Genomic DNA, 14,542 nt, shown 5'->3' on the forward strand with positions numbered 1-14,542 from the left:
ATGAACACGCGTTTTCTCGCGCTGGGCCTGGGTTTTGTAATTGCCACCGGGGCGAACGCCGAAGGCATGGAAGAGCGCTTGCGCACGCAATTGCGCAGCACCACCCAGCAATTGCAGTCCCTGCAAAGCCAACAGGCCCAGGCCAGCGCCGCGCAACTGGCGGCACAGAACGAAGCCAGGGCTGCCCAGGCGCAAATCAGGCAATTGACGGCCGAACTGGCCAAGGCCAAGGGCCTCGCCGAGCAATTGGCCGGGCAACAACAGAGCCTGCACAGCCAGGCGCAGGCGCAAGTGGCGGCCAGCGCCGAACAGACCGGCAAGTTCAAAAAGGCCTATGACGAATTGCTGGTTCTGGCTCGCGGCAAAGAAGCCGAACGCACCAGCCTGCAAGCGCAACTGGCAGAACGTGACACACAAGTGCAGCAATGTTCAGCCAAGAATCAACAAATGTACGGCGTCGCCAAACAGATTCTCACGGCCTACGAAAACATCGATGTCGCCGAGGTGATGAAGATCCGCCAGCCCTTCGCGGGTAGCGTCCGGGTCAAGTTCGATGAACTGGCGCAGGGTTTTGGCGACGAGCTCTACAAGACTCAATTCGACGCGCCGCAAGCCGCGATCGCTCACTGAAAACAAGGAAGAAAGGCATGACTCAATTGATCACCCACGTTTCCCCGCAATCACTGACCGATGTGCTGCAAGAGGCCGGTTACCGTGTCAATCAGAGCGAACAGAACGGCATCGTCCAGTTGCTCAGCGCCAGTCAGGGCATCGGCTACGCGGTGCGTTTCGGCAACCCGGCGCTGGAGCAGGGCAGCTTTGTCGATTTCACCTTCAGCTGTGCCCTGCGCGTGCAAGGTGATTTGCCCCAAGGCGTCGCCGAGCAGTGGAACGTAACGCGGCGGTTTGCGCGGTTGTCGTTGCAGGGCGAATTTCTGGTCATGGAGATGGACGTCGTCGTGGCGGCGGGTGTCAGCAATGAGCATCTGCGTGGCAACCTTGAATTGTGGGATCGCCTGTTGCAGGAATTCATTGTTTACCTGCGAGATTTCAGCCAGAGCGCTGATGTGCAAACGGCCAAATCCACTGTCGCCGAAGCAGAGGACGTCGCGCTGTGAAGAAGCCTGCCATGGTGATTGGCGCCGGAGCGGTGGCGTTGTTGGTGGTGGCGGTGGCGCTGGTGCTGCGGCCGGGCAGTGATCCGGTCGCCGCCCAGCAGCCGTCGACGGTGGTTGCGGTTTCAGCCGGGCCAGCGGTCGCGCGGTTGGGCAATCAGCAGGTTTCGCCGCAAGAGTTGCAGGCGCTGCTGGCCACTGTCCCGACCCAAACCCGCGAACAACTGCGTGGCAACCGGGAGGCGCTGGAGCGCTGGATTCGCGCACGGCTGGCGGAAAAAGCCGTGCTGGAGCAGGCCGATGCGCAGGGCTGGGCGCAACGCCCCGACGTCGCCCGACAGACTCGCGCAGCGACTGAGCAGATTGTGTTTCGTGATTATTTGCGCTCGGTGAGTCAGGTGCCCGCAGAGTATCCGAACGCAGCTGAGTTGCAGCAGGCGTACGACGCTGGCAAGGCCAATTGGCAGACCCCGGCGCTGTATCGGGTCAGCCAGATTTTCCTCGGTGTGAATGATCCGCAAGCGCTGGAAGCCGTGCGCAAACAGGCTGCCGAACTGAGCAAAAAAGCGCAGTCTGCACCGGGCGAATTCGCGGCGCTGGCTACGCAATATTCGCAGGATCGCGTGACGGCAGAGCGGGGCGGTGATACCGGTCTGCAACCGTTGCAGCAACTGGTGCCGGAAGTACGCGCTGCCGTGGCGCGGCTCAAGGTTGGCGCGGTGTCCGATCCCATACAGAGCGGCGCCGGATTCCATGTGATCAAACTCACCGAGCAACAACCGGCCCGCACCGCGACGCTCGATGAACTGCGCGACCCATTGACCCAGGCTTTGCGCGCGCAGCGCCAGGAACAGATCGCCCAAGCATATCTGGACGGCATGCTCAACACCGCGACCCTGAGCATCGACGGCGCCGAGCTGAACAAAATTCTTGAGGAACAACACTGATCCATCACCATCGCAAATCCTGTGGGAGCGGGCTTGCTCGCGAAGCGGTGGGTCAGTCAGCGAAGATGTTGGATGTGCCGACGCTTTCGCGAGCAAGCCCGCTCCCACAAGGGGTCGCATGTATTGAGAACGACCACATTAGATCGACAGGGAGTCATCAATGTCATTCACCGAACCTGCAGGACGCCCGGGCACCACTGACTACCAATCGCCCCAATCCGGATCCGAGCCCTGGCTCAATCTGGCGGCTGACATCGACAGCGAAGTCGCCCGATACTTCCTCATCAGCGCCCGCTGCGGTTGCTTCATGCAGGCTGCGCGCAGCCTCAACGTGCGCTCGACCCTGCTGCGCAAACAACTCGCGCAACTCGAACAACAATTGCAACACAGCCTGTTCGGCTTCCAAGGCAGCCACCTCAGCCTCACCCGCGAAGGCCAGCAATTGCAGGCTCGCCTGATCACCTTGGCCCACGAACGCAAACTGCCGATCATCGAGCAGCCGCTGATTCGTCTCGCAGTCGCCGAATCCATCCTTCACGACATCCTCGGCCGCGACCTCATCGCACTGCTGCGCCGCAACGCCAGCCTGCGCCTGGAAATCATCGCCCTGGACAGCGAAATGTCGCTGCGCGCCGTGAGCGCCGATATCGTCCTTTGGCTCGCTGCCGGCGATACCCCAAACCCCGGCCCAACGTTTGCTACCACTGAAGCACGATGCCTCGCGCGGATTGAATATCTGCCGCACATTGCCAAGCGCTATTCGCGGGTCACCACACGACCGCAAACCCAGGATGAACTGGCGGATTTCATGCTGGTGCAGTGGCAGCATGATCGGCGGGTCGAGGGTTTTCGGCCATGGAATGCGCTGGTGGAAGGGAGGTTGGCCGGGGTCGTGCAGACGCATGCTTATGAATTGATGCTGGAGATGATTCGGTGTGGTGGGTGTATTGGTTTGTTGCCGACCTACATGGCTCGTTTCGACCGGGGGGTTGTCGCGCTGCCCGGATTATTTGCCGAACCGATGCAGCTGCACGCGTGGCTGGCGGTCAACGCTGACTCGCAAAACACGCCCGAAATCAAAGCCCTCGCCGACCTCATCCAGCAAACGTTCAACGAGCGCCACGAATGGTTCCAGCCGTGACGCGGCCCCCTGTGGAAGGGCTTGCCCGCTCCCACAAAATCGGTGGTGGAACCGCAGTCGCGTGAGCATCAAAAATTCCCTGTGGGAGCTTGCCCGCGAATGCAAGCTGCCAGTCGAAGCTTGAATGACTGACACACCGCCTTCGCGAGCAAGCCCGCTCGCACAATTTCATCTCGCCAAGTTCAAGATCAGCAGTTTAGAGTGACCAGCCACCCTGATCACGGATCGATCCCCATGCCAGACCCAACTCCCGATATTCATCTCGAACGCTCCAGCGAATCCCACCTCGAAGGCATCACCGCGCTCTACAACGACCCGGCGGTCGCACGGCAAGTGCTGCAAATGCCGTTTAAGTCCAGTGAAGTCTGGCGCCAGCGTCTTCAGGCCGACAACGAACGGGCGCTGAAACTGGTGGCGCTGCACCAAGGCGTGGTGATCGGCAATCTTGGGCTGGAGGCCTGTTCAAGGATGCGCCGCGCCCATGCCGGCAGTTTCGGCATGGCCGTCGCAGTGCCATGGCAAGGCAAAGGTGTGGGTTCGCAGTTGTTGGCGGCGGCGCTCAACGTTGCCGACAACTGGATGAACCTGCACCGCGTCGAACTCACGGTGTACGCCGATAACGAGGCGGCGATCGCGCTTTACCGCAAGTTCGGTTTCGAGGCCGAGGGGCTGTTGCGTGATTACGCGGTGCGCGACGGGCAATGGGTCGACACCCTGAGCATGGCCCGTCTGCGCGGTTCGCCGAAAGCCTGAGTCAGTCGCCGAGTGCGTACGCCACCGCCGACTGCGCATGCAGTTCAGTGGTGTCGAGCAGGGGCAGGGCGCTGTGTTCGGGTTTGACCAGCAGGCCGATTTCCGTGCAACCGAGGATGATCGCCTGAGCGCCACGGGCGGTTAACGATTCAATAACGCCTTGGTAGATCTGGCGCGATTGTTCGCTGATCACGCCCACGCAGAGTTCGTCGTAGATGATCCGGTGCACGTCCTTGCGCTCGGCTGCGTCGGGCACCAGCACGGTCAGGCCTTGGGCGATCAGCCGCTGCTTGAGGAAATCCTCTTCCATGGTAAACGCCGTGCCGAGCAGACCGACTGTCAGCGCGTCGATCTCCAGCGCCGCCCGCGCCGCCGGTTCGGCAATGTGCAGAAACGGGATGCTGATCGCTGCCTGAATCTGATCTGCCACTTTGTGCATGGTGTTGGTACACAGCACCACGCATTCGGCGCCACCGGCCTCAAGCCTGCGCGCGGCATCCACCAGAATCGCCGCCGCATCGTCCCAGCGTCCCGCGTGCTGGGCCTGTTCGACCGGGCCGAAGTCGACGCTGTACATCAGCAATTGCGCCGAACGCAGCGGGCCCAGGCGGTCGCGGACCTGCTGGTTGATCAGACGATAGTATTCGGCGCTGGACTCCCAGCTCATGCCGCCAATAAGGCCGATAGTGCGCATTGGACTTCCTCTGGCAAATAACAGTGTCGAGCGTTCAGGTCGGCTCGAAGTTTCCTTCTGTTCGAGTCGCGACGCCAGCACCGGCTGACTGTACCGCCGATCTTTCACACAACTGTGCATCTGCAAGAACTAAACGTACGCCGTGCCCGGGATCTGCCACTATCCCCCTTCGCAGGTCCTTTCCGAGGAACACAGCAATGAATGACGTAGAGCAACTGGGCGAGATGCTTCGCCACTATGCCGATAGCGAAGCGCACAAGAAGCAACTGTTCACTGCGCAGTCGGCGGAGTGGGCCACACGGATTGGCGCGTTGTTCGATGCGATCGAGCGATGGCTTGAACCGGTCAAGGCGCCGAATCTTCTGGAGGTGAGCCGCGAGGCCTACGTCGCCTCCGGGCCGAGCGTGCCGGTTGAAACATCGACCTTCAAGACAGAGAAGTTGAGCATTGTCCTTGCCGGCAAACCGGTAGAGTTCGTCCCGGACGTGATGGGCAGCGGCGGGCAGATTTCCCTGGCAGTGATGGGGCTGACGGCAGCGCGGTATGGGAGCATTTCGCTGGTCGGCCTGGCGAATGGCACGTGGCAGTGGCGCAAGACCAATGGTTTGAAGGATCCGGATACCTTTACCTTCGACGCCAACTTTCTCGCCCAGCAGTTGCAAAGCCTGATCCCCCGCGAGCGCACTTGACGGGGCATCTGCCTGGTCAAGGCGAGTACCGGGGAAACCCTTAGGCTCGACGCCAGTCCGGCATTTTTCCTTGGGTCACTGATGGCCTTTTGGTAGAGTCGCCGTCGCCAGCGGGTTTTCGGCTGGACGATGGAACCGAAGAAGGGAGTCTGATCAGTGAGTCCGGGCAAAAAAATCCTCGGTCTCACGGCGTCGCTTTTGCTGCTGACGCTGTGGGCCAGTTACTTTTACGTATTCAAGGAAAACCGCGACGGCCAGCTTGGCGGCGTCGGTGAAAGCACCGCCTGGTGCGGCACGCCACCGACCAGCGAGGCAGCGCTGCTGGGCAAGGATCAACTGACCTTGCGCGTCACCAACAACCTGCGCGGCGAGTTCATGGTCGGCGGTTCGCTGGTGGTTTCCGAACGCACCTTCAACCGCTACGACCTGGGCCGCAACGAACTGCGCTTGCGTCTGGAACCGCTGCAATGGTCGTTTGGCGTGACGCCAATCTTCCTCGAACAGGTCAAGGTGCAGCCGCTGAGCCGCAACCTCTCGTCGACCAATAAAAGTGCTTTCGCCGAACTCGAACCACGGCCGATCGGCGTACACGCGCAGACGGCCGCGTTCCCGTTCGACACCTATCGTTACGGCTACAAACCGGTGCTGTATTACCTCAAGGGCAGCGAACGCATCGACCTTCGCTTCAAAAACATCACCACGCTGATGGAGATGTCCAACACCTTCACGCCGATCCAGAAGTACAACCGCGTCGATTACATCAACGAGAAAAACTCGATGATCCGCGACGAAGACTACAAGCCTTATGGCGCGCATGAATGCGCGTTCAGCGTCGAACGCAAAGGCTCGTTCAAGGTGGTGGTGTTGTTGCTTCTGCTGGTGCTTTGCCTGCCGCTGATGCTGGTGTTCTATCGCGATGAGCCGGGTATCGACTTCCTTGCCACGCTGGTGGGGATTGCGGTGGTGCGCACGTTACTGATCGGGCCGGTGGAAGATTTCCAGCTGTACAACATCGACTTTCTGTTTGGTGCGGCGATTTTGCTGGTGGGGACGGTGTCGCTGATCAAGGCGATGCGCGCCAACAGCCGGCGGGAGATGGCGTTGCGTAGCGGCGAAACATCGTCCTGGTGAAGCAAGCGCGGTGGTAGCCCTATGGGAGCGAGCCTGCTCGCGTAAACGCTATGTCAGCCGACTGCGATGTCACTGACAAATTGCATTCGCGAGCAGGCTCGCTCCCACAGGCGATCGGGGGGGCATCCCATCGATCACTTGAGCGCCGGATCCCCCATGTTCATTTTCTTCCAGCCCTGCAACAGCACCTGTGCCTTGGGTTCCTGGCCGCTGTCGAGGTAGTACTGGATTAGCGACAACCGCGCATTGCGGTTGGCCGGTTGTACCTTCAGCAAACTTTCCAGAATCGCGCACGCCTCATCAACCTTGCCGCCCTCATGCAGTGCCACCGCCAGTACATAGCCGTATTGCGCATTCTCCGGTTCCAGTTGTGCGGCTTTGCGCAGGTAGGACATGGCGTCGGCGGGCTGGCCGGCACGGATCAGCGACAACCCGCGCGTGTGCTGCAACAGCGCCGCATCCGGATGCTGCTTGAGGCTGTCATCCAACAGCTTCTGCGCTTCGGTGGCGCGACCATTCGCCTCCAGCCACTGTGCCAGCGTGACCAGCGCGGGGTAGAAATCCGGGTCACGTTGCAGGGCACTGCGCAGCAACGGTTCGACCTCGGCATTGCGCCCGCTGGCCTGGTAGAGCATCGCCAGGTTCAGATTGGCCTCGGCACGTTCCAGCAGGCTTTTCTGCACGGTTTCATATTCGCCAATGGCTGCGTGCCAGCTGCCTTGCGCCGCGCCCAGGCCATTGTTGCGTGCGGCGCCGAGCAGATCCCGCGCGGCGACGATGCGTACGGCTTTCACTGGATCATTGAGCAACGGCGCCAATAGCGGCACACGCTCGTGCGGTGGGAGGAATGCGCTTATCGCTCGCACCGCGCTGTCGCGCACCTGCGGCTCTGGGTGTTGGAGGTCCTGAGTGGCCAGTTTCAGCGCTTGCTCGCTCGGGTACAGCGGCAATTCCGCCAGCAACGTCGCGCGCTGGATTGCCGGCAGGTTGCTGCGCTGCAATTGCTGGTACAGCGCGTCGGCGGCGCCGGGCTGGCCATTGCGGATCAACCACAGGCTTTCGTCATAACGTGGCGCCTGCTGAGCCGGGGAGGCGGAGGCGTTCCACAATTTGAATTGCGCGGTGACCTTGTCGCCGGCCTTGCCTTGGTGACAGGTCAGGCAGGCGTCTGGCGTGCCGAGTTTCTGCGCGCGCTCCGGGTCGGGAATGCTGAAGCTGTGGTCGTGCCGAAAGTCATTGCCCATGTAGAACTTGCCGGGCATGTGGCAATCGACGCACTGCGAACCGGGCTGGCCGATAGCGTGGCGGGTATGTTCGATAGAGTCATAGTTCTTCGCTTGCAGGCCCTTGCCGTCGACGCCGGCGACCGAGGTCTTGCCCGCCGTGTTGTGACATTGCAGACACACGGCGTTGCCCGGTGCCTTCAGTTCGTTGCTGTGCGGATTATGGCAATTGCTGCAGCGCACGCCCTTGTCGAACATCTTGCTTTGCAGGAACGAGCCGTGTTCGAACACTTCGTCCTTGATCTTGCCATCCAGTGCGTACAGTTCGCGGGTCAGGACGCTGGGCAGGTAATCGTCCATCAGGCGCTTGCCGACGGTGAAACCATCGCCCAGCGGTGCGCGGCGGGAATGGCAGCGCGCGCAGGTTTCGATTTCCACCGTGGCGTTCTTGTCCTTGAGATCGACGTCGAAGCCCTTATGGATCAGGTCGTCTTTTTTCTGCGCCCATTCCAGGTGATTGGACGCCGGGCCATGACAGGCCTGACAGCCGACACCAAGGCTGTTCCACTGACTGTTGAAGCTGTTGCTCGCCGCATCGAAATTGCGCTTGAAACCGGTAGTGTGGCATTCAACGCACATGAAATTGGCGTTCTGGCTCGGTTTGCTCCAGTGCAGCGGATTCTTGAAATTCACGCCCTGGCCGGCGTACAGATGAAACCAGCGATGTTTTTCGCTATCCCACGCTACGCCGAGGGCTTGCAGGCGGCCCTTGCCAACCTCGATCAGATATTGCTGCAGCGGCGCGATGCCGAACGTGTAGGCCACTTTGAAATCGGCATTCCTGCCGTCGACGCCGGGCGCATTGACCCAGAACTCATCGCCCCTGCGGGTAAACCGTGTGGTCTCGTTCCCGGCCTTGAAGGTCAGGTTGTTGAAGTCGCCGAGGGTGGTTTCGGCAGTCGCCGGCTGCATGGCCAACTGGTGATGCGAGCCTTGCCAGTCCTTGACCTGTTCGCTGTGGCAACCTTGGCATTGCTGCTCATCGACCAAGCTTGCCGGCTTGCTCGCCACCACTGGTTGCGGCTTGGCTGGCGGTGCTACAGGCGCGCTGATTGCCGAAGGTTTGAGGGGGGCGGACGCCGGGCTGAACAGGAACCAGCCGATACCGGCCACGGCCGCGAGCAGCACGCCGATGATGATCGGGAATACGAAACGTGAAAAAGAGGAGGGTGATGCGTCAGGTTCAGGTTGCACCGCTTTGTTTTTATGCTTGGGCATTGCGACTTCCATAGTCCGGGTGCGTTGGCCTTCTGGCGTGCATACGTCTGGATGCAGCTTTGCCGGATGCGGCGGGTCTGTCAAATGTGCGTTGTGATTCGCTGCGCAGCGCTGTGTGAATTTTGTAATTTGCAATCGCAATTGCTGCGGTTTTAGCTATACCTGTAACTTCCCCTATGCAAACGATTTGGCCTTCTGACAGGAGTTACAGCATGAAGCTAGCCGTAATGATGGGCACGCTGTGCATCGCCACCCTGGGTGTGGTGGGTTGTTCCAGCAAAACCGTCGAGCCAGACCAGTACTCCGGTTTTCTCAAGGATTACAGTCAACTGAAGGAGACCAAATCACCGTCGGGTGCCGAGGTGATGCGCTGGATGGACCCGAAACTCGACATCAACAAATTCACCAGCGTCTATGTCGAACCGAGCCAGCTCTATCCGAAGCCGCAAGCGACTGAAAAAATCCCCCAGCAGACGCTCAATGGCATCACCAGTTATTACGATCAGGCCCTCAAGCGTGAGCTGAGCAAGTCGCTGCCGCTGGCCACCGGCCCGGGGCCTGGCGTCATCGTGATCCGGCCGGCGATCACGGCGGTGAGCAGCAAGACCGAAGGCCTGCATGTGTATGAGGTGATTCCGATTGCGCTGGTCGCTGCTGCGGTCAGCACGGCTACCGGGATTCGCGACCAGGAAACCACGTTGGCCACCGAGGCGGTATTCCTCGATGGCAGCAGTAACAAGGTGGTGGCTCAAGTGGTGCGCAAGGGCACCGGTCAGCCGCTGGAAAATTCCTCGCAGGTGATGAAAGCCACTGACGTCAAAGCGGTGATCGATGGCTGGGCGAGTGACATGCATCAGACGTATCTGAAGCTCAAGTCCGAGGCCAAGTGATGTCGTGAGGCTCGGGCCTGTTTGCGAGCAGGCTGGCTCCCGCTGGATTGCAGTTCAGTTTGGGGGCTTGTCTGCTTAAGGTTGGGGTTGGGGTTGGATGGCTTCGCCAGACGGTCGCTACGCTCCCACCCCCGGATCAATCCCTCCGCTCAGCCTTCCGACGTCGCCGGTGGATCAAGATCAAGAGCACTCGAGCTAACGCTCATCGTGTAGGAGCTGCCGAAGGCTGCGATCTTTTGATCTTGATTTTGCTGTTTTGTGGGAGCGAGCCTGCTCGCGAGGGCATCCAGTCTGTTCCCACCTTACTGCCCGACAAACCAGCGAAAATACGGGTTCGCCCGATCCCCTTGCATCACCTCCCGAATATCCCGTCCCCATGCGTCCCGATCGCCGTCGTAGGCGTGCAGGCTTGCCCGATAAAACTGCATCAATCGCTGCCGATGCGCTTGCATGCGTTCAATGAACCCTGCATCGGCATTGACCAGTGTCGGTGGCTGATACAAGTCCAGCAGCGCTGGCAGTACGCGGGTGATTTCCTTGCTGCGCACCCACGGCGCGTATTCGATGCGCGGCTGGTCATCGGTCGCCGCCGGGGCATCGGCGGCGAAGCGGTCCAGGCCGGCGCGGTCGGTGACCCAGGTGGCCAGCAGCGCCGCCGGCGAGCCGATGCCGACGTCCTGCAAGGTGCTGCGTACGCTGTCCTGCTGAAAGCGCGCGGTGATTTTCTCGGCGTCCAGTTGCATCGGTGTCATCGAACCAACCAGCAGCATTTCGTGGAACTCGCTGGTCCACAGCGAGGCATGCGGGAACACATCGAGGAAGCTGCGCACCAATGAGCGCGAGTCGTCGATGTTCTGCGTCGGCAGCGGTAGCCACTGGGCAACGATGCCCTTGTCCTGCAAGCGACTGGCGGCCAGCTCGTAGAAATCGCGCGAATACAGATTGACCACGCCGGCGGCGGAGGGCGGTGGGGGCTCGAGGGTGATTACGTCGTAGGTCTGTTCACTGCGCAACAGTTCCTGGCGACCGTCGCGCAGGCGCACGTCGATATCGGGATCGCTGGCCGCATTGAAATTGCCCTTGAACAAAGGCGCCGCTTTCACCACCGATGGCAGCAACTCGGCGACCACGCGATGTTCCAGACCCGGATAGCGCAGCATGGCCCCTGCGGTGATGCCGGTGCCGAAGCCGATCACCAGGGTCGAGCGCGGTTCACCGTTGTGGATCAGCAGCGGCAGCAGCGCCTGAATGCGCATGTAGCGCAGCGATGGCATGGCATCGCCAGTGTTCGACACTCCCTGGATGTACAAACGGTGGAAGGTGTTTTCGCCACGCCCCTGAGTGACCACCGCGACCGTGCCGCCGCGCCCTTCCTCGTAGAACGCCAGCGTGCCGTTGCGTGCGCCGGGCAACAGGCTGGCCAGTTTGTCGGCTGGGGTCAGTACCGCCACCGCTACGCTAACCAGACCGAGTGCGACCACGGCCTGGCGCCGACCTTTCGTCACGCCATGGCCTTTGCGCACCGCCAGATAACCAATCGTCGCTGCGATAAGCGCCAGTAGACCGAGGGTGCGCACAAGTCCCAGCAACGGAATCAATACAAAGCCGCAAAGCATCACACCGATGATCCCGCCCAAGGTGTTGAACGCCACCACGGCGCCGACATCGCGGCCCACACGTTCGCTGCCGACACTCAGGCGCAACGCCAGAGGAAACGCCGCGCCCAGCAGCAGGGTCGGCGCAAACACTATGCTCAGCGCCGCCACGGCAAATCGCGCGCTCATGCCGGCCAACTCACTGACGCCCAGACTCAGCAGCCAGGTTTCGGCATGGCTCTGCGCGAGCACCAGCCAGCGGCCGAGCATGGCGATCTCCAGCAGCGCAATCAGGCCTGCACCGGCGATCAACAAACCGAATACGCCCCATGGGTCGCGAATGCGCTCGACGCGACGAGCGAGTACGACGCTGCCGATAAACAGCCCGGTCAGGTAAGTCGCCAGCACCACCGCAAACGCATAGCTGCGCGTGCTCATGAACTGCACGATCGATTGCGACCAGACCACCTCGTAACCCAACGCCACACCTCCGGCGATAGCGTAGAGCCACAGCGCAGAGCGGTCGGGTGCTTTTGCGTTGCCGTGTTTGACCGGCGTGCCCAGCGCCAATGGCTGCTGCCGCTGCAACCACAGCGCACCGGCAGCGGCGAGCAAGTTGAGCATCGCGGCGAACAGCGCGCTGCCGCGCACGCCGAGGCTGGCGATCAGTACGAACGCGGCGAGCAAAGTGCCGACGATGGCGCCCAGCGTATTTGCCGCATACAACTGACCGCCGGCCTTGCCCGGCTCAGCCGCCAGTGAGCGCACCAGCACCGGCAATGTCCCGCCCATCAACACCGCCGGGATACCCACCAGCGCAAACGGCAACAACCACGCGAGCACGCCGACATGACCCTGCAACCAGGCAAATGCATTGGCCGCCAGACTCATGGCCACTGTCGCGCCAACCCCGAGCATCGCCACCAGCACTTCCAGCCCGGCATACAACAGGACCGGCTGTTGCAAACGATCGGCCCAGCGTCCGAACAACCAGCCGCCGAGGGCGAGCCCGGCGAAAAACGCGCTGATGCCGGTCGTGATCGCGTAGACCTCGACGCCGACCACCAGCGATAGCTGTTTGATCCACAACACTTGATAGACCAACGCCGCCGCGCCGGAGATGCAGAGCAGCAGGGCAGGGATCAGCGAGGTGGCGGGCGCGGCTTGCGAGACGGGTATGGCCGACGACTTGCTGGCGACACGTGAGGACATGCGGTGAGCCTTGTTATGGATTGGCTGATGTTGATCGTTCCCACGCTCTGCGTGGGAATGCCTCACTGGACGCTCGGCGTCCGCTTCGGCATTGGACGCAGAGCGTCCCGGGCTGCGTTACCACGCAGAGCGTGGGAACGATCGCAGAAAACCTTGTGGGAGCGAGCCTGCTCGCGAACGAAACCGACCCGGTCGCTTGTTCAAAACAGGGCCGCCCGCCTATGAAAGCGGGCGGCGGTAGAGCGGTATTACTGGGCCTTCTTCATTTTTTCTTCGATACGGCGGTCCACGTCCTCGCGGATCTGGTCGATGCTGAAGCTCGCCGGACGCTGGCTAGGTGGATAATCGACGAAGGTCTGCAGGAACTTCGCAGCGCGGCGGGTACCGTCGAAAATCAAATAGTCGTTTTTCGTCAGCCAGTCATAGTACTGGTCAGAGACGATATCGGCGCGTTCGTACGGGTCCATGCGCAGGTTGAACATTTTCGGCACACGCAGGCAGGTGAACGGTTCGCTCCACACCTGCAGTCCGCCGGGCGCGCGCTGCTCACAGAACACCAGTTTCCAATCGTTGAAACGCATGCTGACCAACGCACCGTCATCGTTGAAGTAGTAGAACTCCTTGCGCGCGCTCTTATCGGTTTTACCTGTCAGATAGTCCAGCTGGTTATAGCCGTCCAGGTGCACTTTGAAGTTTTTGCCGGCAACGTCGGCGCCTTTGAGCAAACGCTCCTCGATGTCTGTGTCGCCCACGGCGGCCAACAGCGTCGGGAACCAGTCCAGACCGGAGAACATTTGCGTGGAGACTTCGCCTGCCTTGACTTTGCCCGGCCAGCGAATCATCGCCGGTACCCGGTACGCGCCTTCCCAGTTCGAGTTTTTCTCGTTGCGGAACGGCGTCGTTGCAGCGTCAGGCCACGACCATTGGTTCGGGCCGTTATCGGTGGTGTAGACGACGATGGTGTTCTCGGTCAGCTTCAAGTCATCCAGTGTCTTGAGCAGCTTGCCGACGTCGCCGTCGTGCTCGAGCATGCCATCGGCATATGCGTTGCCGACCATGCCACTTTGGCCTTGCATGGATTCGCGCACGTGAGTGAAGGCATGCATGCGTGTGGTGTTCATCCAGACAAAGAACGGCTTGTCCGCCTTGGCCTGTTTCTCGATGAACGCTTGCGCTGCTGCAGTGGTTTCGTCGTCGATGGTTTCCATGCGCTTTTTGGTCAGCGCGCCGGTGTCTTCGATCTTGCCGTCGGCAAAACTGTGGATCACGCCACGGGGCGAGGCGGCCTTGACGAACTCGGCGTCATCCTTGGGCCAGTATGGGCGTTCCGGTTCCTCTTCGGCGTTGAGGTGATAGAGGTTGCCGAAAAACTCGTCGAAGCCGTGGTTGGTCGGCAGGTATTCGTCCTTGTCGCCCAAGTGGTTCTTGCCGAATTGACCCGTGGCATAGCCTTGCGCTTTCAGCGCTTGGGCAATGGTCACATCGCGTGGCTGCAAGCCCACCGGAACCCCTGGCATGCCCACCTTGGACAAGCCTGTACGCAATGGCGTCTGCCCGGTAATGAAAGACGAGCGTCCGGCCGTGCAACTGTTTTCGGCATAGTAATCGGTGAAAATCATGCCTTCTTTAGCGATACGGTCGATATTCGGCGTCTTGTATCCGACCACGCCCATGGAATAGGCACTGATGTTGGTCTGGCCGATGTCATCGCCGAAGATGACGAGAATGTTGGGTTTTTCAGCCGCTGTGGCGGTTGCCGACAGCGCCATCACCGAGGTTGCCACCAGGGCGAGATTCGGTAGCCACTTGCGTATGCGAGTCATCTGACTTGCTCCTTTGCGCGGGGGTCGTTTTTTGCGACAAACGTTAATTGC

General features: G+C 60.9%; 12 protein-coding genes. 8 read left to right on the plus strand and 4 right to left on the minus strand.

Translation table 11 applies throughout. The annotated features are described in order from the left end of the window. The 5 genes from ACP7D9_RS20235 (at position 1) to ACP7D9_RS20255 (ending at position 3,956) form a co-directional block, all read left to right on the plus strand. The gene (locus tag ACP7D9_RS20235; RefSeq protein ID WP_426159364.1) at positions 1-630 is read left to right on the plus strand and encodes a DNA repair protein; all 630 of its coding nucleotides are present in this window, start codon (positions 1-3) and stop codon (positions 628-630) included. 17 nt (positions 631-647) lie between these two features. Beyond that, positions 648-1,118 carry a YbjN domain-containing protein gene (locus ACP7D9_RS20240; protein WP_426159365.1) on the plus strand — a complete coding sequence of 157 codons (471 nt, stop codon included), beginning with the start codon at positions 648-650 and terminating at the stop codon, positions 1,116-1,118. Beyond that, positions 1,115-2,062, plus strand: a complete 948-nt coding sequence (locus ACP7D9_RS20245; protein WP_426159366.1) for a peptidylprolyl isomerase — start codon at positions 1,115-1,117, stop codon at positions 2,060-2,062. The genes ACP7D9_RS20240 and ACP7D9_RS20245 overlap by 4 nt, the downstream gene beginning before the upstream one ends. 160 nt (positions 2,063-2,222) lie before the next feature. After that, positions 2,223-3,203 (plus strand): substrate-binding domain-containing protein, encoded by a 981-nt coding sequence (locus ACP7D9_RS20250; protein WP_312999244.1) that lies wholly within the window; start codon positions 2,223-2,225, stop codon positions 3,201-3,203. A 234-nt stretch (positions 3,204-3,437) separates the two neighbouring features. Next, positions 3,438-3,956, plus strand: a complete 519-nt coding sequence (locus tag ACP7D9_RS20255) for a GNAT family N-acetyltransferase (protein WP_426159367.1) — start codon at positions 3,438-3,440, stop codon at positions 3,954-3,956. A 1-nt stretch (position 3,957) separates the two neighbouring features. Here the strand turns inward: ACP7D9_RS20255 and ACP7D9_RS20260 are convergent, their stop codons facing one another. Continuing rightward, a complete protein-coding gene (locus ACP7D9_RS20260) occupies positions 3,958-4,650 on the minus strand; it encodes an aspartate/glutamate racemase family protein (protein ID WP_426159368.1) in 693 nt (230 codons plus the stop codon). Between the two features lie 197 nt (positions 4,651-4,847). Between ACP7D9_RS20260 and ACP7D9_RS20265 the strand changes: the two genes are divergently transcribed. Together ACP7D9_RS20265 and ACP7D9_RS20270 are read left to right on the plus strand one after the other, a co-directional pair. Continuing rightward, positions 4,848-5,339, plus strand: a complete 492-nt coding sequence (locus tag ACP7D9_RS20265; RefSeq protein ID WP_101159502.1) for a hypothetical protein — start codon at positions 4,848-4,850, stop codon at positions 5,337-5,339. Positions 5,340-5,495: 156 nt separating this feature from the next. Further along, complete coding sequence (locus ACP7D9_RS20270; protein ID WP_426159370.1) at positions 5,496-6,470, plus strand: hypothetical protein; 975 nt, start codon at positions 5,496-5,498, stop codon at positions 6,468-6,470. A 134-nt stretch (positions 6,471-6,604) separates the two neighbouring features. On the opposite strand, the gene ACP7D9_RS20275 is transcribed toward ACP7D9_RS20270, so the two are convergent. Further along, a complete protein-coding gene (locus ACP7D9_RS20275; protein ID WP_426159371.1) occupies positions 6,605-8,971 on the minus strand; it encodes a tetratricopeptide repeat protein in 2,367 nt (788 codons plus the stop codon). A gap of 212 nt (positions 8,972-9,183) precedes the next feature. On the opposite strand from ACP7D9_RS20275, the gene ACP7D9_RS20280 reads away from it, so the two are divergent. Beyond that, complete coding sequence (locus ACP7D9_RS20280) at positions 9,184-9,861, plus strand: DUF3313 domain-containing protein (RefSeq protein ID WP_426159372.1); 678 nt, start codon at positions 9,184-9,186, stop codon at positions 9,859-9,861. Between the two features lie 302 nt (positions 9,862-10,163). On the opposite strand, the gene ACP7D9_RS20285 is transcribed toward ACP7D9_RS20280, so the two are convergent. Then, positions 10,164-12,668 carry a fused MFS/spermidine synthase gene (locus ACP7D9_RS20285; RefSeq protein ID WP_426159373.1) on the minus strand — a complete coding sequence of 835 codons (2,505 nt, stop codon included), beginning with the start codon at positions 12,666-12,668 and terminating at the stop codon, positions 10,164-10,166. Positions 12,669-12,916: 248 nt separating this feature from the next. After that, positions 12,917-14,491, minus strand: coding sequence for an arylsulfatase (locus tag ACP7D9_RS20290; protein ID WP_426159374.1), 1,575 nt, complete (start codon positions 14,489-14,491; stop codon positions 12,917-12,919). Between the last annotated feature and the right edge of the window lie 51 nt (positions 14,492-14,542).

The sequence above is a fragment of the Pseudomonas sp. TSRC2-2 genome (assembly GCF_049897785.1).
GTDB lineage: Bacteria > Pseudomonadota > Gammaproteobacteria > Pseudomonadales > Pseudomonadaceae > Aquipseudomonas.